Origin of the sequence: Leptospira ilyithenensis, assembly GCF_004771005.1 — a bacterium.
GTDB lineage: Bacteria > Spirochaetota > Leptospiria > Leptospirales > Leptospiraceae > Leptospira_A > Leptospira_A ilyithenensis.
Genome location: NZ_RQHV01000043.1, coordinates 289,368 through 313,339 on the forward strand (window position 1 = coordinate 289,368; position 23,972 = coordinate 313,339).

The 23,972-nt window shown below is 40.7% G+C and carries 16 protein-coding genes; 5 read left to right on the forward strand and 11 right to left on the reverse strand.

Annotated elements, in window-relative coordinates:
- Positions 1-182: 182 nt before the first annotated feature.
- The 3 genes from EHS11_RS09790 to EHS11_RS09800 form a co-directional block, all read right to left on the reverse strand.
- Complete coding sequence (locus EHS11_RS09790; RefSeq protein ID WP_135764200.1) at positions 183-5,825, reverse strand: AAA family ATPase; 5,643 nt, start codon at positions 5,823-5,825, stop codon at positions 183-185.
- A 97-nt stretch (positions 5,826-5,922) separates the two neighbouring features.
- Positions 5,923-6,690, reverse strand: coding sequence for an SDR family NAD(P)-dependent oxidoreductase (locus EHS11_RS09795; RefSeq protein ID WP_135764201.1), 768 nt, complete (start codon positions 6,688-6,690; stop codon positions 5,923-5,925).
- Between the two features lie 87 nt (positions 6,691-6,777).
- The gene (locus EHS11_RS09800) at positions 6,778-8,037 is read right to left on the reverse strand and encodes an AfsA-related hotdog domain-containing protein (protein ID WP_135764202.1); all 1,260 of its coding nucleotides are present in this window, start codon (positions 8,035-8,037) and stop codon (positions 6,778-6,780) included.
- Between the two features lie 193 nt (positions 8,038-8,230).
- Between EHS11_RS09800 and rocD the strand changes: the two genes are divergently transcribed.
- Positions 8,231-9,424: an ornithine--oxo-acid transaminase gene (rocD, locus tag EHS11_RS09805; RefSeq protein WP_135764204.1), complete on the forward strand. Its 1,194-nt coding sequence runs from the start codon at positions 8,231-8,233 to the stop codon at positions 9,422-9,424.
- A gap of 4 nt (positions 9,425-9,428) precedes the next feature.
- Here rocD and EHS11_RS09810 read toward each other — a convergent pair whose 3' ends face one another.
- The 4 genes from EHS11_RS09810 to EHS11_RS09825 form a co-directional block, all read right to left on the reverse strand.
- Positions 9,429-10,148 (reverse strand): metallophosphoesterase, encoded by a 720-nt coding sequence (locus EHS11_RS09810; RefSeq protein WP_135764206.1) that lies wholly within the window; start codon positions 10,146-10,148, stop codon positions 9,429-9,431.
- A gap of 76 nt (positions 10,149-10,224) precedes the next feature.
- Positions 10,225-10,773, reverse strand: a complete 549-nt coding sequence (locus EHS11_RS09815) for an LOG family protein (protein WP_135764208.1) — start codon at positions 10,771-10,773, stop codon at positions 10,225-10,227.
- Between the two features lie 13 nt (positions 10,774-10,786).
- The gene (locus EHS11_RS09820) at positions 10,787-12,874 is read right to left on the reverse strand and encodes a methyl-accepting chemotaxis protein (protein WP_135764210.1); all 2,088 of its coding nucleotides are present in this window, start codon (positions 12,872-12,874) and stop codon (positions 10,787-10,789) included.
- Between the two features lie 399 nt (positions 12,875-13,273).
- Positions 13,274-14,437, reverse strand: a complete 1,164-nt coding sequence (locus tag EHS11_RS09825; protein ID WP_135764211.1) for an ABC transporter substrate-binding protein — start codon at positions 14,435-14,437, stop codon at positions 13,274-13,276.
- 126 nt (positions 14,438-14,563) lie between these two features.
- On the opposite strand from EHS11_RS09825, the gene EHS11_RS09830 reads away from it, so the two are divergent.
- The gene (locus EHS11_RS09830) at positions 14,564-16,021 is read left to right on the forward strand and encodes an NAD-dependent succinate-semialdehyde dehydrogenase (protein ID WP_135764212.1); all 1,458 of its coding nucleotides are present in this window, start codon (positions 14,564-14,566) and stop codon (positions 16,019-16,021) included.
- 84 nt (positions 16,022-16,105) lie between these two features.
- Here the strand turns inward: EHS11_RS09830 and EHS11_RS09835 are convergent, their stop codons facing one another.
- Positions 16,106-16,630, reverse strand: coding sequence for a nucleoside 2-deoxyribosyltransferase (locus EHS11_RS09835; protein ID WP_135764214.1), 525 nt, complete (start codon positions 16,628-16,630; stop codon positions 16,106-16,108).
- Positions 16,631-16,877: 247 nt separating this feature from the next.
- Here EHS11_RS09835 and katG point away from each other — a divergent pair, with 247 nt between their 5' ends.
- Together katG and EHS11_RS09845 are read left to right on the forward strand one after the other, a co-directional pair.
- On the forward strand, positions 16,878-19,109 hold the full coding sequence (katG, locus tag EHS11_RS09840) for a catalase/peroxidase HPI (RefSeq protein WP_135764215.1): 2,232 nt from the start codon (positions 16,878-16,880) through the stop codon (positions 19,107-19,109).
- A gap of 2 nt (positions 19,110-19,111) precedes the next feature.
- Complete coding sequence (locus EHS11_RS09845; protein ID WP_135764216.1) at positions 19,112-19,486, forward strand: high-potential iron-sulfur protein; 375 nt, start codon at positions 19,112-19,114, stop codon at positions 19,484-19,486.
- A gap of 6 nt (positions 19,487-19,492) precedes the next feature.
- Here EHS11_RS09845 and EHS11_RS09850 read toward each other — a convergent pair whose 3' ends face one another.
- Both EHS11_RS09850 and EHS11_RS09855 read right to left on the reverse strand, forming a co-directional pair.
- Positions 19,493-20,929, reverse strand: coding sequence for an Lcl C-terminal domain-containing protein (locus EHS11_RS09850; protein ID WP_135764217.1), 1,437 nt, complete (start codon positions 20,927-20,929; stop codon positions 19,493-19,495).
- Positions 20,930-21,002: 73 nt separating this feature from the next.
- Positions 21,003-21,692, reverse strand: a complete 690-nt coding sequence (locus EHS11_RS09855) for a tetratricopeptide repeat protein (RefSeq protein WP_135764219.1) — start codon at positions 21,690-21,692, stop codon at positions 21,003-21,005.
- Positions 21,693-21,926: 234 nt separating this feature from the next.
- Here EHS11_RS09855 and EHS11_RS09860 point away from each other — a divergent pair, with 234 nt between their 5' ends.
- The gene (locus EHS11_RS09860; RefSeq protein ID WP_135764220.1) at positions 21,927-23,216 is read left to right on the forward strand and encodes a DUF389 domain-containing protein; all 1,290 of its coding nucleotides are present in this window, start codon (positions 21,927-21,929) and stop codon (positions 23,214-23,216) included.
- A gap of 22 nt (positions 23,217-23,238) precedes the next feature.
- Here the strand turns inward: EHS11_RS09860 and EHS11_RS09865 are convergent, their stop codons facing one another.
- Positions 23,239-23,937: an LIC_11490 family protein gene (locus EHS11_RS09865; protein ID WP_135764222.1), complete on the reverse strand. Its 699-nt coding sequence runs from the start codon at positions 23,935-23,937 to the stop codon at positions 23,239-23,241.
- Positions 23,938-23,972 lie beyond the last annotated feature (35 nt).

The window sequence follows — 23,972 nt, forward strand, 5'->3', positions numbered from 1 at the left end:
TCGACCGAGCGCCCGCGCCTTAGGGAGAGCCGGAATCAGCGTCCGAATAACAAGAAATAGCTTCCTACTCTACTCTTCAAAGTGAGTGAAGCACTTCTCGCGGTGGCGAGGCCAGGACGGCCGAAGCTCGTGCGTCGTAACACGGAGGTTACGCGCACAGGAGCGTGGAGTGCGAAACGATATTAGTTCTGAGATAACTTATCTGCCATTTCGAAATTTCCAACCTCTTTGTACATAAACAACAATTGTTTTAAGTTGTTATCATGATCGGGGATTCGCAATCTTAATCTTTCCGCATAATCAATAGCAAATGGCAGTTGATTTAAATGCAGATAACAACTTGAAATTAAAAATAAACATTCTTCATTGGAAGGGTTGGAATCACTATAAGGAATCGCATAAAAAAGCGCCCTCTGGTAATCACCGGCTTCAAATTCCGAGACGGCAGTCTCATAAGCAGAATGAGTATGATTCGATGATTGATAATTCGTTTGATCCGGTTGCCCTTTGAATTCCACCCGTATCAAAGACAAATCGTCAATCAATTGTCCGTTTGTTTTTATGGACTCTTGGATACTTCGGATATTCCCTTGGTCTTCTTCCACTGTCCTAAGAAATAATTCTTCGTCTTCGTTGATTTTATCGTAACCGTCTTCCGTACCAAGATACAAATCGTCCCTGCCGTCCGATCCGATGATCATTACATCATCTTTTTGCAATTGATAGGTGGAAATCTGCATTTTCTTTTTTCTTTTTTTGGTAAGAAGCATCCCCAGTTTCGCATAAAATAAGTTATGTGGTAAAAAATCGGCGTGCCCGTCACGGTAAATGACTGGTCTCGGATGTTCCGCATTCATAAAATATAGGAAACCGGTTTCTTCGTCAATCAGGCAGAGAAAAATCGAAACAAGCATAGATCCGTCGAATGTAGTGAATGTATGATGAAGTTCTATAAATGCATTTTTAAGCCATCTTTCCGGAAATAAATTTCTATTTTCAGCAGTATCTTTTCCTCTTTTTAAAATCGCTTCAAATACGGAACCAAGTACAAGTGCACCACCTGCTCCTTGGATGGATTTACCCATGGCATCTCCGTTCAATACGACGGTGTATTTACGATCCCTTAATTCCAAATTGGCGGCAACGCAGAGATCTCCTCCTATCTCGGACTTCCAATCTTTGAATTGAAACTTTTTCTTTTGTTCGATCAGAAAATCAACGTAAACCGCCTGGGATGCAACATGGTTTTGTGCCAGAGGTTCGATGAGAAGAGAAGTTAAAAAATAATCGCCGTCCTGCTGTTCCTTTAATCCGCGAACTTCCGTTAAAGCATCATTCAGGTCCTGAGTCCTTTCTTTCACTTTATCTTCCAAGTTCGCATAAAGAATCGAATTTTCAATGGAGACCGCAATTTGAGAAGATAACAATTTCAAAATCTCTATCCGATCTGGTGTGAATGCATCTGTAGTCAGATTATTTTCCAGATAAACGATCCCAACCAAATTGCCGTGATTGATAATCGGATAACAGAGAATTGATTTCGGTGATTTTGATTTTATATAAAAATCGGTTACAAACATACCTTCGTGAGAGGCGTCGTTTAAAATCACAACCGATTTGGTTCGAATCACATAATTGACAATGTTCGGAGAAAGCTCCAGTTGGGAAACATCCGTTTGATTGGATTGTAAAGAGTCCAATGTCTTCGCTTGCAGCACTTCTATCTGGCCTGTACTTGATTTGCCTTCAGCTTGGATCAGCCAGTTGGACTCGTCCTTTAAAATAAAAAATCCCCTTTCCGCCCCCGCATTCTCCAAAAGAATCTTAATCATCTTTTCCAAAAGCCTTCCCAATTGGATTTCTCCCGAGATGGTATGAGATGCCTTGATCACAGTATGCAAATCGAAATAACTGTCCGAAGTGCTTGTCACCTCTTTGGTAGTACTGGTAAGTGTAAATGTTTCCATCGGATCATTCACACTTCGTTTGGAATATTTTTTAAGAAAGGAATATTTCCCTTCCAGCTCTTTTACCTTGGGGTCGCATCCCCACTTGCGGTAAAGATGGTGCGCTTCCACCAAATGAACGTTAGCATACATGGATTCACCCTGGCTAAGGAGAATGCGCGCGGAAAATTCATTTGCAATCGCTCCTTCCAAAGTATAGTCGTTCTCTAGCGCAAGAGCGATCGCCTTCTTCCAATAGGAAAGAGCTTTTTTCGTATTCCCTTCGATCTCGGAAATAAGACCTTCCATAATATGGAATTTATGACCGTAATTATACGGAGAACTCTCCGCCCATTTTTTAAGTCTTTTTTGATTTTTATCGATTCGTTTTTTATATTCTTTTTTCTTTGCCTTATTGTCCGTAGTTTTCAAAAGAGAAGCGGAAATCAAAGAACCAAAGAACACCAGTTCGGGGATAAACATCATTCCGAACATCGCACCTTCAAAAGGTTCGCCTAATAGATAATATTCGTATGCTTTTTCCAAATCTCCGAACAAATAGTCCAATCTCGCCTTACAGAGATAATAATCAAACAATGCATTGGCATTTTTCAGAGTTTGCCATTCGACGGCGATGACAGACTCGGAAAAATAATTGCCGTCTAACGCAAGCAGATTTTCCGAATTTCCTCTCAATATAGAAGTGACCTGCCGATTCAATTGAAAAACCTGATAGGCATTGCTTTGTTTTAAAGAAAACAAGGAAGATTCGAATTTATCGAAACTATTTGCGAGCTCATCCAGATTCTGTCTGCGCAATAATGCTTGAAAATGGATATTATTCAAAGAGTAAGCGGCGTATTGCAAATCGCCTGTTTCCATTCCCGACTGAAAGGACTCTTGAAAAATAGCGATTCCTTCTTTGGCATGAAACTTCCAATGACTGATCATACATCCGAATAAAAAGAGAGTCCTGCACTTGAATGCCTTTGCATCCAACTTATCAATCGAGTCTACCGCCAATTTTCCGAATTCATAACCTGCTTCGAAATCTCCCAATCCGAAACCTTGAATCATTCCGAAAGCGACAAACCCGAAAGGACTCAAAGGAGAGAGTCCGTGTTTTAAAGTCAACCGCACCATCTTGAGTACAATAACCGGAAAAAGTGCCGGTTGCGCGAGAAAAGATGCGGCGATACAAGCATTTAACAAACGCATAATGGCAAGATAATTTCTATCGTGGGATATGGGAAGGTTGGCGAGATCGGAGATAGCGCGTTTGCCCAATTTCAACTTGAAGCCGATGATGTCAGGAAGAGGAGAGAGTTCACCCGGATTTTTAGGCAAGTTCAATCCCAAAAGTTTCAATGCTTGTTTTAAAATCACAAGTACGTCCAACATCCTGTTTTGGCTTACGTACATGGAAGATTTCAATTCAAAGATCTGTATCTTGTCCAATGTGTCCTTTGCATTTGCCGATATGATATCGAAAGTTTTTTCGGCAGCATCATATTCTTTGGAAAGGTACTCGGCCTCGGCCTGATTTGTGTATAATTTCAAAGTGGAATCGTACCGGCTCTCCCAGGAATTCTCCGGCAAAAACTCAACAGCTACCTGGAAAAAACCGAGAGCCGCTTCATAAGCGGAAGATGCCAACGATTTGTTCCCTGCCATCACATTTAACTCTTGTAAGCGGAGTCTTTCTTCCGTCGTAATGATATTGGCAATACCTTGGTTCAATTGGTTGACAATTGTAAAGATATGATCTTCCAAGCGGTATTCATCTATCATTCTCAGATAGGAATTTCCTATATGATAATGTATCTTTTCCCTTTCTTTTTCGGGAATTATGGAATAAGCGGCTTCTTGGATTTTATCATGAACAAAGTTAACATCCGTTTCACTCAGTAGAAAAAATTCATCATTGGCAAGTTCGATCAAATCCTCTTTGACTTCTTCCAACGACTTTTCGGCAATTGAAGCGTATACTTCCTGCTTGAACCAGCTCCCGATACAAGCTGCCAGTTTCAAAGTTTCGATTCTGGATTCGGGGAGTTCTTTGATTTTTTCGACGATTAAATCGATTACGTTTCCAGAGATATTCACATCTCTGATTTTTTGAATATCCCAAACCCACCTATCATCTTTATAAACAATCAATTCCTTATCATAAAGACTTTTGAATACCTCATTCACATAAAAAGGATTCCCTTTTGTCTTTGAATGTAAAATCTCAGCAAGACTCAAGGATTCGTCTTTCTTGCAAAAAAGAGTTTCGGAAACAAGCGAATTGATATCCTGGATACCCAAAGGATTAAGATTGATTTTCTGATGATAAAATCCTGTTCCTTTCAAATCATCCAAAAGAATGGAAAATGGATCCGTAGGCAGGACTTCGTTATCCCGATAAGACAACATCAAGAACAGATGTTTCATTTCAGGATCAGATAATATAGCGCGTATTAGGTTTATACTGGGAGTATCCGCCCATTGCAAATCATCTAAAAAGATTGCGATCGGATGTTCTTCTCTGGAACATGCTTTGATAAAATTTTGAAAAACAAAATTAAATCTGTTTTGAGATTCGGATGCGTCCAGAGAAGCGATCTCCGGCTGCTCTCCGATCAAAGTTCCCAATTCGGGAATCACATCTACAATTACTCTTCCGTTGGGACCGAGTGCTTTGAGAATATGTTCTTTCCAAAGGGAAATCGAGTCTTGGCTTTCCGCCAAAATCTGCTGGATTAATTTTTGAAAGCTTTGAGTGATTGCCCGATAAGGAATGGAGCGCTTTAATTGATCGTATTTCCCGGAAGAAAAATAACCTTTATACTCTGCTATCGGTTTGTTTACTTCATTGATTAAAACCGATTTTCCTATCCCGGATCTTCCCGCAATCAGGATCAGTTCCAGATTGCCCCTTGCCACATTATGAAATGTATCAATGATTCGGGTGACTTCTTTCTCTCTTCCGTAAAGTTTTTTAGGAATTTGAAATTTTCCCGAATGGTCTTTGGAAGCAACGACCATCTCTAATTTTTGAACCGATCTGATTCCTTCATGCCTTAGAACTCTCTCAACTTGCTCCAGATCATAAACAAGCCCGGTGACGGTTTGGTATCTGTCTTCCGGATTCTTCTCCAATAATTTCATTATAATATTAGAAATTACTTTTGGACTTTGATTCTTCTCATAAGGAGATACGGGAGTTTTTGCAATATGCGCGTGCACCATCTCCATGGGATCTGCATACTGGAACGGAAGTTCGCCGGTCATCATTTGATAAAAAGTGATTCCCAAAGAATAAAAATCCGTTCGGTAATCCACAGTACGATTCATCCGTCCCGTTTGTTCGGGAGAAATATGAGCAAGCGTTCCGTGAAAGGATTGATTCAAAGGAATAAACGAATTTCTTTGGGCAAGAAAAGTCGAACTACCAAAATCGATAATACACAATTCGCCGGTCTTTTGATTTATTACGATATTTTGCGCTTTGATGTCGTTATGAACGATATTTGCCTTATGAATCCTTTCCAATACTTTACTTGCTTTCAAGGCGATATTCAGAAACTCCAGCAAACTATAACTATCGTTATCTTTATATGTGAAAGAAAGCGCATCCCCGCCCATATCTTCCAATACGAGAGCGACGGAATTGTTGTATTTTTCAAATGCCAGCGGTCTTGGAATTCCGGTGACTTTTAGATTTTGTAAAATATCGAATTCGTGTTTGAACCGGTTTAATTCATGAGGTTCCGGGTAGTCCCGATTTAAAATTTTGACGATTACAGGTTGGCTCGATCTTTCCCCTCGGTAAACAAGACTTTTTTTGCCGGAATGAATTTCCTTTAGAGCTGTGTAACCTGCCAATTTTAGCATCAAAACTCTCCCAGAGCTTACGAAAGGAAATAATCGTAATTAGGCTTACAAAAATCAACTTCTAAAGATGAATCTGATTCAGAATTGGCATGATGTTTTATCTAGCTGTTTTTCCTCCGTCCACAGGGATGGATGCACCCGTAACGAAAGAGGAATCTTCGCTACACAACCAAGTGGCGACCCTTGCCACTTCACTCGCCTCCGCCATTCTTCCCAATGCATAGGATTTCATCCTTTCTTTGCGAAGTGCTTCCGGATCGGGAACATTTTTATAGAACAAATCGTCCATTTCCGTGCGGATTCCCCCCGGACAGAGTGCATTGATCCTGATTCCAAAACGACCGTATTCAAATGCAGCACTTTTAGTAAGTCCGATGATTCCGTGTTTTGTAGCTGAATAAGGCGCGATATTTTCCTTTCCCCGAAGCCCGATCGCAGACGATACGTTCACAATCACGCCTGCCTGATTTTTAAGCATGGCTTCCAGTTCGTATTTCATACATACGAATGTGCCTTTTAAATTTACATTCACAACATTGTCCCAAACATCAATGGGATATTCCGTGATCGGTTTCATCACTCCGGCAAAACCTGCATTATTGATTGCAAAATCAAGTCTTCCGTAACTACTAACAGCCGTTTGGACAAGTTTTTTTACCTGCTCGGGAACGGAGATATCGCAATTTACAAACTCCGCTTCCGCTCCCAAAGAACGGATAAGAGAAAGTGTTTCGTTGCCTTCTTTCTCCCTTCTTCCGCAAATCACCAGCTTTGCTTTTTCCCGAGCAAACTGAAGTGCAATTTCTTTTCCCAAACCGGAAGTGGCTCCGGTGATGATGACTACTTTACCTTCGATTCCCTTCATTTCCATTCCTTATCTGTTTTGATTCAAGCGGTGGTCTAAATGATTGAATCGTAAAATCCATACTTTGCGATTTTGAAACCGATTAGTTTAAAAGATTTCTCTTTCTTCTATCAGTCTTCCGTAACGGGCGATACTTTCTTTCAAATTTTCCGTATCCAGTTCCGAAATCTCTTCAATCCCGAATCCTGCGAAATAAGTGTCTTCATTATGATCATCTTCTTTCACCCATAACAATTTGCATTTGCCATGAACAAACCCTGCGATATCAAAATGCATAAAGAATTCGAGATTGTCCTTATCACTCAGATCACCCGGATGTTTTCCGGAAGCCTTCACCATAAAACCGTTCTGAGACATGTTTTCGATTGTACAAACGAACTTCTTTCCGTTATCACGAATGGAAATATTGTTTTTGAATTTGTCTATCAAACGAAATCTAGGATCGATTTCATATACTTCTTCCTGTCCCGATTTCAATCTTTTATAAACCTTCAAAGGAAGAATCGTTGCGGCCATACTGATTTTACTGATCTCAACGTTTTCCTGATAAACAGTGATCTCAAGTGAGGAATAGTTCCACTGTTTCTCTTTGTTGTATTTCACTTCCTTTAAGATGGTTCTCATCTTGATGGGCATGTTTAATTTTGCGTATTGGAAAAATTCAGCGTTTAAGTATTGGAGTAAAAAAGTAACTCCTTCGAAAGGCACGCGACCGTAAATATGATGGCAAGCTATTCCGAACTGCCTTGCAGCTTCGGTGATTTGCATTCCCGAAATATGTTTCAGATTGGGCGGAGAGAAAAACTTATGAGTAGGAGGAATGTAAAGGTTGGCAAAAAAAGTATCTTTTTTGGGAACCTCGGGTATCCTCTCTAAAATCTCCGAGATCATAGCCTTTTCCACATTTCTGATATGAAATGCTTTTTGTTTGAACATCTGTAGGATTTTTATTTCATCCGCTTCGGTGACTGTACTTTTTAAGATGTATTTTCCTTCTTCTTCGTTCAAAACATAGAGATTGAATAAAAACTTTTTCTGTTCCTCATCAATGTTCGCTTCTCCGAGAATCGTTTCCGCAGTTTCGATGCTGATTTTCAAAGGAATGCTCTTTAAACTGTAAACAAGGCCATTTATCCCGTTCCGTTTTTCATAGTAATTCGATAGAAAAATCCTTTCTTGGATGGTAGTTGCGGGAATTACCCTGGATTCGAATATATCTACGGGAATTTCTCTTTGCAGAGCTCTACGGATATTGGATACGAGTGAATCTTCCTGGAAAAATGTTCTGGTGTAAATTTTACTTAAAGGAATTGTATTCGGAATTTCAATTTTGTTCGGACTAATCATTTTAATATAGGAGACGAAATATATTCTAAAAACTTAATATATTAATGGTTTTAAACGGCCTTCCCTTGTCAATAAATTTCATATTTTGCAATGAAAACGGATGTTGATTTTATTTATTTTTTCGTAATCAAACTTTCATATAAGCTTTAAAATAAACATTTCCTATTATTGATTTCGTAAATTATTTGTCTCTATGACCAAATCCGTTGCTCATTTTTTAGAATTGGAATCATCTTTCGGTGCTCCCAATTACCTTCCTCTGGATATAATCCTTGAAAGAGGCGAAGGAACATGGGTTTGGGACATACTGGGAAACAAATATCTGGATTGCCTTGCCTCCTACTCCGCCTTGAACCAAGGACATTGCCATCCCAAATTAATAAAGGCCGTAGAAGCCCAAGCTAAAACACTCAGTTTAACGTCAAGAGCTTTCCGTAATACCGAATTACCACTGTTATACGAAATATTACATCGATTTAGCGGAAAAGATATGTTTTTGCTGATGAATTCCGGAGCGGAAGCGGTCGAAACAGCGATCAAAATCGCGAGACGTTGGGGTTATCGCTCCAAAGGAGTCGAAAAAGATAAGGCGGAAATCATCGTTTGCGAAAATAATTTTCACGGTCGCACGACTACACTGATTTCCTTTTCTTCGGAAGAAACTTATAAAAAAGATTTTGGTCCCTTTACCCCGGGATTTAAAATCATCCCTTTCGGTGATCCTCTTGCTTTGGAAAAAGCAATCACCAAAAACACGGTTGCATTTCTAGTCGAGCCCATCCAAGCGGAAGCAGGTGTTCTTATACCGCCCGATTCGTATTTAAAATCGGTCGAATCCATATGCAAAAAGGCAAATATTCTGCTTATCGCGGACGAAATCCAAACTGGGCTAGGTAGAACCGGAGAAAGGTTTTGTTTTGAAAGGGAATCCGTAAAACCAGATTTGATCACTATAGGAAAGGCCCTTAGCGGAGGTTATTACCCCATATCCGCTGTCCTCGGTGACAAACACATCCTGGAACTGATGGAACCGGGCAGCCATGGCAGCACATTCGGAGGAAATCCTTTCGGGTGCGCTATCGCAAAACAAGCATTAAATATATTATCGGAAGAAGATTTGATCTCCAAATCCAAAGAATTGGGAATTTACGCTTTGGAAAAGTTCAGAAAGATAGACTCTCCTCTGATCAAAGACGTTCGGGGAATGGGGTTACTGATCGGAATCGAACTGAATGTTTCCGCCCGTTCCATTTGCCTCAAGCTCGCCCGGGAAGGAATCCTGTGCAAAGACACACACGATACTGTAATTCGGTTTACTCCTCCTCTTGTCATCACCAAACAAGAGATTGACTTTGCAGTGGAAGGGTTCAGGAAAGTTCTGAAATGAGATTTCAAATCTCTATTTGATAAAATTTAGTCCTTCGATCCAAACAATCAATATGTGTGACGGAAGACTTTCCGTCCAAAGATCTCAAAGTTTCTATATCCGGCAGACGGGAATGACCTACGATCTGATGGAATCCCGCCAAAAAAGCACCGCTTTCCGAATCGAGATTTTCCATATAGTCGGACCAAAAAATACCGCCGAATCTTTCCCTACCTCCGCGAATGGGTCCGATTGATGCCAACTCGTTGATAAATCCCTTTTCCCACATAACAGATAATACATCAGCACCGAAATTCGGAATGTTATTTTCTTTTTGAATCTCTTCTATTATCTTTTGATTGGATTCATACCAACCACGGTTCACTCCCGCATGGGTCCAAAGAAAATTCCCATATTGGTAGGCAATTTGAAACAAAGAAACCGAATCCTGCAATAGGGACTGCACGGGCTTAGCGTAACTATTTCTATATCCTCCCATAAAAAAGTTGGGAACCTTCGGATATAAATACATCAGATCGTGATTTCCCAAAAGCAAAATCACCTTATCTGGGTTTGCCGATTTAAATCGAATGATCTCTTTCAGATTTTGAATGATTTCTTCATCCGAAAGATCGTATGAGTCCACATAATCTCCCAAAAATACGATTTTTTCAAAATCAGCCGGATTTATGTTTTTCCAAACTGATCTGCCGTGGATATCGCCTATGGAAATGATGTTTGTCATGGTATTCGGTTCTAAGGCAACATGCGTAAATCGGTAACACTGTATTCCCGGGAAATCATATGTATAAAGTTAATAATTAATTTTTTTCCGATAGCAACATTTTTTCTAAAAGCACCGCAGGATTTGTATCCACGATTAATTTTTCTTTTTGCCTAAAACTTAAAAAACCTTTCAAAACCATTTCATCAATAAAGCGAAGCAAAGTATCATAGTACCCGTTAGTATTCAAAAAAGCACACGGCTTGTCGTGGTATTCCAATTGGCTCCAGGTAAACGCCTCGACGATTTCTTCCAAGGTTCCTATGCCGCCCGCCATTGCGATAAAACCGTCCGACAATTCCGCCATTTTCGCTTTTCTTTCATGCATGGTTTCTACTACGATTAATTCCGTTAGGTGGCTGTGGGCAATTTCCTTTTTTACAAGTTTATGAGGGATGACACCGATCGCTTCTCCGCCCAATCTTAAAACCTCGTCTGCAATTCTGCCCATAAGACCGCCGCTCCCCCCTCCGTAAACAAGCCCTATGCCTTTTTCAACCATAATCCTTGCTAAACGATCAGAAGCATCTCCGAATCCGGAGTCGGTTCCAAAATTCGATCCGCAAAATACCGCGATTCTTTTCATATACGATTCCCTTTCAAATTTTAAAATCAGATGTCATGGATTTGAGTTCGCTTGCCTGTTTATATATGATATCCGATACGATTGCAAGCTCGCTGGAATTAGAGGCAATGGATTGAGATTCGGAGGAAATCAATTCGATGCTGCTTGCGATTTGGTTTATGGATATCTTCTGTTCATTCGTTGCAGTTTCAATTTGCAAAGATTCATCCGAAACATTTTCTATAATCCTTGCAATGGAATCCACTTCAACTACCTGTAGCCGAATCAAATTAACCATATCATCTAACTCTTTTTGTATTTGATTAATATCGTCGATTGTCTCCAACAATGCATCGGCAGCATCATTTACATCACTTGACCCCTGATCGACCGCACAGTTGGCTGAAGAGATCAGATTGGAAATATCATTTACGCTTGATATGGATTTGTTTGCAAGTTTTCCTATTTCATCCGCAACAACGGAAAATCCATGGCCGTGCTCTCCCACTCTCGCCGCCTCAATCGAAGCATTTAAAGACAATAGGTTGGTTTGATCAGCGATATCTTTGATCAGATGTGTAATCGAATTGATTTTGGACGCAGTTTCCCGCATTCTCGATAATGACTTGGTAGCTAAGTTGATTTTCTCTTTTCCTTCGAGAGCTTGAGTAGCGCTCAGTTTTGCTATTTCACCTAACTCAGATAAACGGGAACTCGTATGTTCGATATCTGTCTGCAGTTGAGAGGAACATAAATTGGCGTGTTGTGAATTTGCAGCTTCCGCAGCTACCAAAGAAGTTACATGAGTCAAACTTGCAGCTATTTCTTCAATAGCAGCACTCGACTCTTCCGTACTTGCCGCTTGTGACTGCGATGCTTCTGACAAATAATGAACGGAACCTTCCATTTCCTTCGATATTTTATCCAAAGAAACGGAAGTAGACCTCATTTTTTTGAAAATATCACCGATATATCCGATGAAGTTTTCTATGTTTTTTGCAAGACGTCCGATCTCATTATCGGAATGAATTCCGATCGTTACGGTTAGATCCTTGTTATGAACAATCTGCCGCATGCTGGATCCTATTGCATTCAACTGCTTTGTGATTGAGGAAATCAACAGGTAAGACATGACACTGCTGATAAAAAGCAACAAAATCAGCAGCATTATATATAAGTTTCTTCTATTTTCCAATTCCTCTATTCTTTCACCCAGTCTTGTTTTCCCTACTTCCTGCAGAAAATCGAAAATAAAAAAAATCTGACCTAAAGAATTCGAAGAGAGTTTAAAAAAATCCTCATACGTAAAATTCGGTTTATCCGATAGGATAAATTCGCGGTTGACTACCCGCAAATAATTTTCTATTTGAGCAAAATTCTCCTTAAGAGCTGAAATTTTATTCTGCAACTTCGGATCTTCAAAAGAAATTTTTGCAAGTAAGCTATTACTTTCGGAAATACTGGTTTTAGCCAGCCAATAGTTTTCGACAAAAAAAGCATGATCATCTTTCGTCATCTTTTGATTAAAGGTAATATTTACTCCCCTCGCTCTCATTCTATTAATAATATTGATTAAAGGAGGAAGATGAAGGACAGAGATGTTATAAATGGAGTGCATATTCATTTCATAATCCAAAGTCAGCTTTGCATTATCTTCCACAAATGTCAGGAACAAGTAATTGGTTTCGAACAATTTTTGGGAAAGCTCGTGGTTGGCTGTGGCTGAGGTCAATACGTTTGTATTTTTCAAAATCAGCCAATCTTTCTCCAATCTGAAACAAAAATCATTCGGCTCAAAACTTGTTTCATATTGAGCATTCACCGATTTTATTTTTTTCACTGTTTCATCGATCAAACCGCTCACTTTATTAAATGATTCAATCTTTGTTTTATCACCGAGTATAATCAGATGACCCAATCCTCTTCTTTCTATAATTAAGTCCAACAATCGACGAATAGGAACCTGGAATTCCAAACCTTTCCTTTCCAGACGACTTATATCGCTAAATCGTTTCATTTCGTGAAGAAACAAAAAAAACAATATGATCAGAGCTATCGCAAGCGGAAAAACAATTAAAAGCAGCTTTTGCCAAATTTTCAAATTATCGATAAGATGTTTCATAATATAATATCTCCTTTTACTACATGATCTGTCATTTAATCGTATTTAATGACGTTGATAACTTTAATTTTCGAATACTGCGTGTTTTTTCTCCAAACCATACCATTAGAATAGAAACAGTTTTGTCAAATGTGTAAAATCACTCGTCCCAATCTTTATTTTATGTTACCCACATAACAAATAATCATATATAGATATATGATTATTATATAACATGCAAATGTTAAGACATTATATTTGTTAAGCTGTATCTGAAGTTAATGCCAAAAGACATTCTGCCAACACCTGCCCATTGCGAATAAATGTTTACTCATCCATATGATGATTTTGGTTCTTTGTTAACATTATTTCGAGGAAATTTACAATCAATGGCAGATAAGGATAGCGGTATGTTTCTAGCTACCTGCTTCCTATAATGGAGATAAAATCTTCCGCCCATTTTTTATAAGGAACACATTTCCTTCCGCCGGAACAATTTGTTACGGGAGTACGCCAAAAAGAAATCTTTTCAAAATTATTGAAACCATTGACAGAACAGCCACTTTCACCTAACAAAGGATTTCCTTTACAAGCGGTGGGAACGGAAGGAACAGACCCGAACCAGGAAGCCAAGTCCCCTTGCAATTTCAAGCTGATGGAATGTTCCAACCATTTATAAGCACAGTTTACATGTTTCGAATCTATATGAAGCATCGTTGTGTCCGCCCAACCGGTTGCACCTTCTACTGGTACCACGGAACCTACCGGTTGTTTTTCACCGACGAGCATATTGACTTGAAAAGGCCAAGTGGAAGAAGCAATAAGATTTCCCTTTTTGAAATCGTCCACTTGCACCATGGCATCATGCCAATATTTAGGAACAAGTTGCCTTTGTTTTTTCAATAATTCAATGACTGCATCGTATTGTTTTTCATCCAGTTCATAAGGATCGCTGATTCCTAGTTCGGGTTTTGTATGTTTAAGAAAAAGTGCCGCATCCGCAATATAAATCGGACCGTCAAATGCCTGTATTCTGTTCTTGTTGGATTTGCCATCGGGGAGTTTTTGTTCCTCAAATACCACAGTCCAACTGGAAGGAGCCTTTTTGAAAATTTTCGTATTGTACATAAGAACATTGGGTCCCCACTGATAGGGAATTCCGTAATGTTTTCCTTCCACTGTATGCCAGGCCGCATTTTGCAAACGGGAGTCTACTGATTTCCAACTGGGAACCAAATCGATATTGATCTCCTGAACTTTTCCACTTGCCACCAAACGAAGAGAAGCGTCTCCCGAAGCCGTAACCAAGTCGTAACCGCCTTCAATCATTAACGCGATCATTTCATCCGAAGTCGCGGCGGTTTTAACATTCAACTTACATCCGGTTTCTTTTTCAAAACCGGTAACCCAATCGTAAGATTTGTCGGTTTCTCCCCTTTCGATATAACCGGGCCAGGCAATGATGGAAACCTCTCCTTCCAAAGGTCCGATTTCAATCAATCTGGATTCTTTTTTCCCACAAGCAGCCGTTAGGCTAAAAGCTAAAACCGCGATGGAAGATATGATAATATAATTTCCTTTCATGCCCTTTCTCTCCTAATGGTTCATTCTATTTTTATATGGAAACTAATCTAAGGCAAAGTATCCTTATTCCAAGCCTTTTAAAAAAAAGCTGTGAATTTTCCATGAAAAGGATAACAATCAACCTTTATGAAATCCATCCGAGATAAATCTCTTTTTCAAGACAGAAATTACATTGGAGGCGACTGGGTACATTCGGACTCGAAAGAAACCCTAACCGTAAACAATCCTGCCTCCCTTGAAATCTTAGGCACAATTCCCAAATCGGGAAAGAGGGAAACCGATCGTGCCATCCAAGCGGCAAAAAATACATTCCCTTCCTGGAGAAAAAAAACCGCAAAAGAAAGATCCGATATTTTACATAGATGGTTCCTGCTCATTCTGGAAAACAAAGAGGATCTGGCGAGGATCATGACTCTGGAACAAGGGAAACCGATTGCTGAAGCCAGAGCAGAGATTGTTTACTCTGCTTCTTATCTCGAATGGTTTTCGGAAGAAGCAAAACGTTCCTACGGAGATATCATTCCCTCTCACAGAACCGATACCCGGATCTTTGTTTTAAAAGAACCGATCGGTGTCGTAGGCACAATCACTCCTTGGAATTTTCCTACTGCGATGCTTGCGCGAAAAATCGCTCCTGCACTTGCCGCAGGCAACACGGTAGTATCCAAACCTTCGGAATTAACACCTTACTCTGCTTTGGCGCTCGCAATCCTCGGTGAAAGAGCGGGGATTCCTAAAGGAGTTTGGAATTTGGTAACGGGAGACCCGGTTGCCATCGGAGAGTCCCTATTGCATAGCAAAGATGTCCGTAAACTCAGTTTCACAGGCTCCACAAAGACAGGAATGTATCTGATGGAAAAATCGGCATCTACCTTGAAAAAGCTCTCACTTGAGTTAGGTGGTAATGCTCCATTCATAGTATTTTCAGATGCCGATATGGACGAAGCCATAAAAGGCGCCATAGCATCCAAATACCGAAATACGGGACAAACCTGCGTATGCGTGAACCGTTTCCTGGTTCAAGATTCGATTGCGGAAGAATTTGCCGCCAGACTTTCCCAAGAAGCTTCTAAATTAAAAGTCGGATCCGGTTTGGAGCCTGGTGCGGAACAAGGTCCGTTGATCAATGATGCCGCATTGAAAAAAGTGGAATCTCATGTGCAAGACGCTGTTTCCAAAGGCGCAAAAGTCCTTACGGGAGGCAAAAAACACGCGCTTGGCGGAAATTTCTACGAACCGACTGTTTTATTTCCTATCAGCAAAGATGCGTTAGCTTTTAAAGAGGAGACATTCGGCCCGGTATCTTCCATTATGACATTTTCTTCCGAAGAAGACGCAATCGCAAAAGCGAATGATACCGAATTCGGACTCGCTTCCTATGTTTATACGAAAGACATTGCCCGTATCTTCCGCGTTACGGAAAATCTGGAATACGGAATGGTGGGAGTCAACGAAGGAGTCATCTCCTCGGAACAAGTTCCTTTCGGAGGAGTGAAATTTTCAGGAATGGGAAGGGAAGGTTCCAAGTACGGGATGGATGATTATACGATAACAAAATACGTCTGTTTGGGTGGAATTAGATAAGATCGTAAATATTATGTGACCTCGTACTGGTGTTCTTTGCGCGGATGAATTTCAATTTTAAAACCAGCGAGACCCAAAGCAGTTCTAGAATTTATTCAGTTCGTTCAGAACTTCTTCCAATCCACCTAATACAAGTTTACCGCCTGACTGTAAAATGGAAAACTCCAACATCAGATTGATTGCATTTCCGAAGTCTTCATTGAGTAGATAACCATTTTCATCCATCCTATAACCGGAATCATGTTTTGTCGTAGAAATGAGCTCCGCCGTAATTTGATGCAAGGGAACCAAACTGTTTCTATATCCCCAGATCTTTTTTCCTAACGAAAATCCATAACCGATTTCAAATGCGGTTCCGTCATCCGTGCAAGCGCCTCGGAAAAAATTGCAATTGGCAATGATGATATCCGACTTGCGGATCAATTCGCAATTCACTTCAAAGATTTTTTCTGCCATAGAACGATCTCTTTCGATTCCGGAAGGAAGCTCTCCGTCCAATGGAGTGAATGTTATGTAACCTTTCGATTCGCACAACCGTTTGTGGCTTTGCAAAACTTCGAAACCATTCGGCAAAAATACTTCGGGTCCTGCGAGATAGATGGAAGGCATATTGAATCAGGAGAAAGGGAATGAATGAAAGGAAAAGAAAATTTTAGAGTAACAAGACTAAACACTCCCTCTGCATTTCCGTGCTGGTGGAATAAGGAATCCGATTCAATTTTTTTCCTTTCCCGTTGATAAAATTCACTTTTTCTCTTTCCAAAAATTTAAATTTAGACTAATTCTAAAAAATAGCTTGATTTCTATTGCTAGAATGATTCTAAATTTAAGTTAAATCTAGAAAATGAAGGTCAATATGAGAACAACACACACTTCTGCCATTGCCATTTTGGTGCTTGCCCTGAGCCAACTGGGAGCTGCGGACACTAAAGAATCTTCGAGTTCGATGGAGCGCCAAAACATATCCAATCAGTTTTGGTGGCCAGAACGACTTGATTTGGCACCACTTCGCCAACATGCTTCGGAATCCAACCCCATGGGGAGACAATTCAACTACGCCAAAGAATTCAAAGACCTGGACATCCAGGCAATCAAGGAAGAGATCAAAACTCTGATGAAAACCTCCCAAGATTGGTGGCCATCTGATTACGGGCATTACGGGCCGTTTTTCATCCGGATGGCATGGCACAGTGCGGGAACCTACCGAATCAATGACGGACGTGGAGGAGCTGGTGGTGGACAACAAAGATTTGAACCACTCAATAGCTGGCCGGACAATGCAAACCTAGACAAAGCAAGACGCCTACTTTGGCCGATTAAAAAGAAATATGGAAAAAAAATATCCTGGGCCGACCTAATGGTTCTCACCGGAAACGTAGCTCTCGAATCCATGGGATTCAAAACTTATGGTTTTGCCGGTGGAAGGACTGATGATTGGGAAGCTGACCTCGTATATTGGGGACCGGAAAAAAAATGGCTAGCCGACGAAAGATACGAAGGTGAAAGGAAACTTAAAAAGCCGCTTGGTGCCGTTCAGATGGGACTTATTTATGTAAACCCGGAAGGTCCGAATGGAAACCCGGACCCACTAGCGGCCGCTAAAGACATCAGAGAAACATTCGGCCGTATGGCGATGAATGATGAAGAAACAGTCGCCCTGATTGCCGGTGGTCATACGTTTGGTAAGGCTCATGGAAAAGCAGACCCATCCAAACACGTGGGAAAAGAACCTGCGGCAGCCGGACTCGAAGAACAAGGGTTTGGTTGGAAAAATAATCTTAAAAAAGGAAATGCGGAAGATACCATTACCAGTGGATTGGAAGGAGCATGGACGGCAAATCCAACCAAATGGACAACTCAATATCTAAACAACCTATTTGGTTTCGAGTGGGTGCAAACCAAAAGTCCGGCTGGTGCCATCCAATGGATACCGAAAGACGGTGCCGGTGTCAATATGGTTCCGGATGCACATGACAAAACACTCCGCCACGCACCCATCATGTTCACCACGGACTTGGCTTTAAAATTTGATCCAAGTTATAAAGTAATCGCAAAAAAATTCCAAGAGAATCCAAAAGAGTTCGAACTCGCATTTGCAAAGGCTTGGTTTAAACTCACCCACAGAGATATGGGACCACTCTCCCGTTATATCTCTAAAGATTTACCAAAAGAACCTCTCATTTGGCAAGATCCACTACCTACCGTAAATCAAAAGTTAGTTGGTTCTAAAGAAATAGAGACTTTAAAAGGAAAAATTCTAAAATCAGGACTCACCGTTCCGGAGTTAGTAAGGACTGCTTGGGCCTCTGCTGCAAGTTTCAGAAGTACTGATATGAGAGGCGGAGCAAACGGAGCAAGAATTCGATTGGCGCCTCAGAAAAATTGGCCGGTGAATGATCCGGAAGAACTTTCAAATACATTGAAAAAATTGGAGCAAATCCAATCCGAATTCAATGAATCTGGAAATAAAATCTCACTTGCCGACTTAATCGTACTCGGTGGAAATACAGCGATCGAAGAAGCCGCAAAAAAAGCTGGCGTCGAAACAAAGGTACCTTTTACTCCCGGTAGAACCGATGCCACCGTTGAACAAACGGATGCGTATTCCTTTTCTGTTCTGGAACCGAAAGCAGACGCATTTCGTAACTACTATGGTGTAGACAACTCACTCTCTCCGACAGAGATGTTAGTCGATCGCTCCAATATGTTGTCCCTAACCATTCCTGAAATGACAGTGCTTTTAGGAGGGATGAGATCCCTTGATGCCAATTCAGGAAAATCCAAACATGGGATTTTGACAAATCGTCCGGGAGTTCTTACCAACGATTTTTTTGTCAATTTACTCGACATGTCTACAAAATGGCAAAAGTCTTCTCAAACAGAAGGTGTTTACGAAGGTTTAGACCGCAAAACTGGTGCTAAAAGATGGACCGCTACTTCCGTGGATCTAATTCTTGGTTCTCATTCGGAATTGCGTGCTGTCGCAGAAATTTATGCGGCTGATGACGGTAAAGACAAGTTTGTTAAGGACTTTGTTGCTACTTGGAACAAAGTGATGATGTTAGACAGGTTTGATGTAAAGAAGTAAAAATGCCCAAAACTTCACGTAAAACGTTTCTCACCAAATCATTGTTTTTGGTAACCTCTCTCTCTTTTTTAGAGAGAGGTTTGGGTTTGTTTACGGAAGTGATGGCCGGGAACAAACCTTCTGCGCCCATACCCGAAGGATTAACCCCTGTGTCTGAATCCGATGCAACGGCAAAAGCATTGGGTTTTCATCAGGATGCCAACCGAACCGATTTTACCTTGTATCCGGAAAGAAAAGAACCCTCAGCAAAGAATCAATTTTGCAAACACTGTGCCCAATTTACGAAATTGAATGATTCCTGGGGAAAGTGCAATATCATCGCTGCGGGAATTGTCTCTTCCCAAGGATGGTGTTCTGCCTGGTCGCAAAGAACCTAAGTGAAATCAAGGACCAGTTGCGACACAACGCACATCGAAAGAGTTTGCTTGTTTGTTCGTGCTGTTGTTTTTCAGCAAGTTTTCGGATCCCACATTCATGTGAACCACCCAAGCATCGGTTACGGAGGCGAATATCGTAGTGGAAGTCCAATACCCCGTGGAAGCGGCAACACCAGGGAAATAACTTGTGTTAATTGGCACGGTTGTATTGGTAAGATTTACAATTGATTTGAGTTCGGAGACGGAAGGAAGTCTCCAGGTTCTGTTTGCCAAGGTGAGAGAGTTGCAAGCATTGAGTGCGGAACTCCAGATCATCGAAGTAGAACTAACAACTATTTGACACTGATCCCCGCTCAGTCCGACGGCACATTTCTGCCAAACAAGTCCGGTATTGATATCCGTAATCGTTTGATCGCCGTTGTCCCGAAATGTTTCATCAGGAACACTAGCTCCCTGAACACATCTCGCACGATTCGTATTTACCTGTGACGTTCTTCCCGTAACACCTTCGGAAAGGGACAGATACCATGCATCGGTAGAAGGCGCCATGGCAAAAGAATCTCTTGTCCATTGTCCTCCTCCCGCAGCACCGGGAAAGTAAGCATCATAAGTAGCGGGCGTTACAAAATAATTTATAATCGTGGTAAGCTCTGCGACGGAGGCAAGTTTCCAATTTTTTTTATTCGCATAACCGCTGCCTGAATCCAAAGAAGAACAAGCTGTATTCGCTCCGCTCCAGGTAACGTCAGCGGATCCGGAAGGGGCATCGCAACTTGATCCGGAAAAAGCAACGTTTTCATTGCAGGTTTTCCACACAAAACTAGTGTTATTATCAACAGTAATATAATCAGAGGAGTTTACCAAAGTTGCAGAAGAGAAACTCGGAACAGTTCCATTTTGCAACTTCCCGTCCTGACCCAAAGAGGAAGATAGAGAACACGTACTGTCCAAAACTCCGATCTCGTCCCAACATTGGGTTTGAGCGGTTTTCAAAGGAGGTTTCCCGAAAAAAGTCAGTTGAAATGTATGGCTTACACTCCCTCCCGTATTCGCCGCGTTAACCGTATACGACCCCATGGTCCCGGCATAACCGGAATAAGTTCCCGATATCAGGCCGCTATTTGTGTTTATGGAAACACCAGTAGGCAAAGCAGGCTGAATGGAGAATAAGAGTGATTTGCCGGTCACGGAAGGAGAAAGAGAGATAAGGCTTCCGTTGGCAAAGGAAGAGGGAGAAGGATAACTCAAACCGGAAGGAGGAGTTAAGGGAAATATTTTTCCGCAGAATGAATCGTTATTTTCCAACAGGGACTTAGCAAAAACCAGATCCTGGTAACGTTCGCCGAGAGGGTCGCAGATATTTTCCAAAGATGCGGAAGAACAATTGGCAATATGCAACGCAACGAAAAATACCAAGGTTTTCCGATTTCGAAATACTCTCATTTAACGAAATAGTATTACAAAATCAAATTAGGTCAATAAATTTCAAAAACTGAAACTTGTTCAGTCCTGGAAATCAGGCGGAACATCGATCGCTGCTATCTGAAAAAGTATGTTCAAAGTCTTGGATCTCGAGCGTTCCTTCCGAATATTTGACACGCCGGGACTTTTGCCTTTGACCTGCCTCGGATAGAGGTGATTTCTCTTTGAACCGGATTTGAAATTGACTGTCGGTCTCCCAAGAATAATATCCGTTATACGACTCTTGTGCCAATGCTCCTCCGTCTTCAAATGTTTTCCGTGTGTAAACAAATGTTCCATCCTCGGAAAAAGTAAACTGATCCATTGGACCGTAAGCACCCGGACTCGGACCATACCAAATAACTTTAGTTAATATAACTTTTTTTGCAATACCCGCGACTTCATTGAATCTATATCTTCCACGCAATATCTCTAAATCCTGGTCACTCAAAAGTTTACTCTTATAAGCGGGTTTACTTTTGATCGCTTTCTGTAATAACTTATAAATTTCGTCTTCACCGTAAGCATCTTCACATTGACTCAGCAAGATCGAATATGTACAAGCCAAGTTATAATTGGCAAAAGCATCTGTTGGTGAGCTCTTAAGTGTTTCTTGAAAATACTCGATGGCCTTCGGGTAATCTTTTTTGTATAAGGCTTCGATACCTTTTTTATTCGAGTTCGTGCTTGTTTGCGCAGGAAGGGCAAAACTTATCAGCGTAAATAAAATGATTATGCGTGTCATGGTCGGCAGCTCTCCTATGAGATGTTTAATTTTTACAACGGAAGACTGGGGTTCCGGATTATACATATAACTAAAATTTACTTTTTGGGATGATCTATGGAATTTTCGTTCGGATTCGGAAGCCTTCCATTGTCCATAATCATACAATCTAACAAAACCAAGTCAATAAATTTGATCGTTGTTTGACTTATTATTACTTGTGAAATTCGAATTCCCTCCTACAATGTCCCAGCTATGAAGAAAGAACAAACTCCCTATTCTAAAATCATAAACCTTTTAGAACTTTTTCAACTGAACGAAGACACAGATGAAGTAGGAACCATTGAATCCGTCAGAAAAGGCGTTGAATTCAGAGGAACAAATCTCTGGACTTTGATCTTTGCCATTTTCATAGCTTCTATCGGTTTGAATGTGAACTCGACTGCCGTGATTATCGGTGCCATGTTGATATCCCCCCTTATGGGTCCCATTGTGGGGGCAGGGTTCGCCGTTGGTACCAATGATTTTGATTTTCTAAAAAGATGCCTTCGCAATTTGGGAATTGCCACTTTAGTAAGTATAGTTACTTCCACCATCTACTTTTCGATAACACCAATCAACGAAGCGCAGTCGGAGTTGCTTGCAAGAACAACTCCGACCATATTTGATGTGTTAATTGCTCTTTTTGGCGGCGCAACAGGCATCATCGCAAATACAAGAAAAGAAAAAGGAAATGCCATTGCAGGAGTTGCGATCGCAACGGCACTTATGCCCCCTCTTTGTACAGCAGGTTACGGGCTCGCTCAAGGCAATTGGTCGTTCTTTTTAGGAGCATTTTACTTATACTTTATCAATTCTATATTTATCGCCATTGCAACTTTCGTATTTGTTCGTTATTTGAATTTTAGAAAGGTCGACTGGGGACTTTATAAAGAGCAGGAAGCGAAAGTAAGAACCTATCTGATGATATTTGCACTGATTACTATTATTCCGTCAATCTACACTGCATGGGAAATTGTTCAGTCTTCACTTTTCAAATCGAGAGCCAACCTATTTATTACCCAACATTTTGATTCGCAAAAAACAAAAATCATCGAAAAAAACATCATATCCGAGGGAAAAAAGAAAATTGAGCTTACGTTAATCGGTGCAAAAATTTCTGAGGAAAATTTGCAAAATATAAAAAACAAATTACCGCAATACAAATTGGAAAATGTCGAACTGAGTGTTCTGCAAGATCTATCCTCGCCTAATCCGGAATCATTGAAATATGAAATTCTTTCCGAAATTTATAAAAATACAAACGTTACAGAAGAAAAAAAATTGGACCAACTGAGAAAAGAATTGGAAATTCTATATCCCGAATTGAAATCCTTTTCTCTTACGGAAAGTAAAGAGTTTCTTTCCACGGAAAACAAATATGAAAACTTTCACTTGTTTTTAACTCATTGGTCAAGAAAACCTCCCGAACGCGATAAGGAAAGACTCCGTCAATTTGTAGAGATCAGAATGGGTTTGGAAAAAATAAAAATGATGCTCGAATGATCCAAATTCCTGATAGGATTGCCTAAGCAGTAGTGGCTTGAGTGAGGAAATCTTTGAACTGATCCAGGTTGTTTGTAAAATAAACGGGCTTTGCTGCTTTTCCGTCTTTCAATAAAAATACAAATCCCTGGTCATAAAACACAACTTGTTCCAAATCCTGGGACAGATACGTATAACTTGCATTACCCGAATAAAAAACGAATTTTCCGTCTTCTTCTTTTAAGATCGCAGAACCAACTCTTTTGAAATTACGCAAATCTTCTTCGCTTGCGTCCAAGTCTCCCAAGTCCTTGGACCCGAAAGGAATTTTTCCCGAATGATCGAAGTATAAAATCCCATCCATTTCGAATTGAACCACTTTGGCTGGCTCCGGCGGTAAAATCTCGGAAAGCCCTTCCGCTGTTTCTTGCAAAATCGCAGCTTTTTCCACAACCGAAGGTTTGGGTTCGGGACTACGCGCATAACTTAGGCTTGGTTCTTCCCAAGAGGGTCTACGGTCTGCGATTTCCCTTTCTCTTCTGATTCTTTCATCCAATTGGGGTGAAACAGCAGAAGGAGGAGTTCTTCTGTAGGCAGAGCTGTAGCCGCTTCCCGCAAAATCCCTTTGGTCGGGACGGGATCGTTTGGTATTTTGGTCATTTTTTTGTGATTTGGGGCTAAGAGATACGTACAGAAAACAAAGAACCCCAACCAAAATCATCCCGAAGGCTGCATACAACATATCAGTTTGATTATCTTCCCTTTTGCCAAATCCCT

Excerpts from the sequence above, each read along its gene's own strand:
- EHS11_RS09795 (WP_135764201.1), bottom strand. The coding sequence starts at position 6,690 with ATGAAGGGAATCGAAGGTAAAGTAGTCATCATCACCGGAGCCACTTCC.
- EHS11_RS09790 (WP_135764200.1), bottom strand. The coding sequence starts at position 5,825 with ATGCTAAAATTGGCAGGTTACACAGCTCTAAAGGAAATTCATTCCGGC.
- EHS11_RS09860 (WP_135764220.1), top strand. The coding sequence starts at position 21,927 with ATGAAGAAAGAACAAACTCCCTATTCTAAAATCATAAACCTTTTAGAA.
- EHS11_RS09800 (WP_135764202.1), bottom strand. The coding sequence starts at position 8,037 with ATGATTAGTCCGAACAAAATTGAAATTCCGAATACAATTCCTTTAAGT.
- EHS11_RS09865 (WP_135764222.1), bottom strand. The coding sequence starts at position 23,937 with ATGTTGTATGCAGCCTTCGGGATGATTTTGGTTGGGGTTCTTTGTTTT.
- EHS11_RS09830 (WP_135764212.1), top strand. The coding sequence starts at position 14,564 with ATGAAATCCATCCGAGATAAATCTCTTTTTCAAGACAGAAATTACATT.
- katG (WP_135764215.1), top strand. The coding sequence starts at position 16,878 with ATGAGAACAACACACACTTCTGCCATTGCCATTTTGGTGCTTGCCCTG.
- EHS11_RS09855 (WP_135764219.1), bottom strand. The coding sequence starts at position 21,692 with ATGACACGCATAATCATTTTATTTACGCTGATAAGTTTTGCCCTTCCT.
- EHS11_RS09815 (WP_135764208.1), bottom strand. The coding sequence starts at position 10,773 with ATGAAAAGAATCGCGGTATTTTGCGGATCGAATTTTGGAACCGACTCC.
- EHS11_RS09825 (WP_135764211.1), bottom strand. The coding sequence starts at position 14,437 with ATGAAAGGAAATTATATTATCATATCTTCCATCGCGGTTTTAGCTTTT.
- EHS11_RS09845 (WP_135764216.1), top strand. The coding sequence starts at position 19,112 with ATGCCCAAAACTTCACGTAAAACGTTTCTCACCAAATCATTGTTTTTG.
- EHS11_RS09850 (WP_135764217.1), bottom strand. The coding sequence starts at position 20,929 with ATGAGAGTATTTCGAAATCGGAAAACCTTGGTATTTTTCGTTGCGTTG.
- EHS11_RS09810 (WP_135764206.1), bottom strand. The coding sequence starts at position 10,148 with ATGACAAACATCATTTCCATAGGCGATATCCACGGCAGATCAGTTTGG.
- rocD (WP_135764204.1), top strand. The coding sequence starts at position 8,231 with ATGACCAAATCCGTTGCTCATTTTTTAGAATTGGAATCATCTTTCGGT.
- EHS11_RS09820 (WP_135764210.1), bottom strand. The coding sequence starts at position 12,874 with ATGAAACATCTTATCGATAATTTGAAAATTTGGCAAAAGCTGCTTTTA.
- EHS11_RS09835 (WP_135764214.1), bottom strand. The coding sequence starts at position 16,630 with ATGCCTTCCATCTATCTCGCAGGACCCGAAGTATTTTTGCCGAATGGT.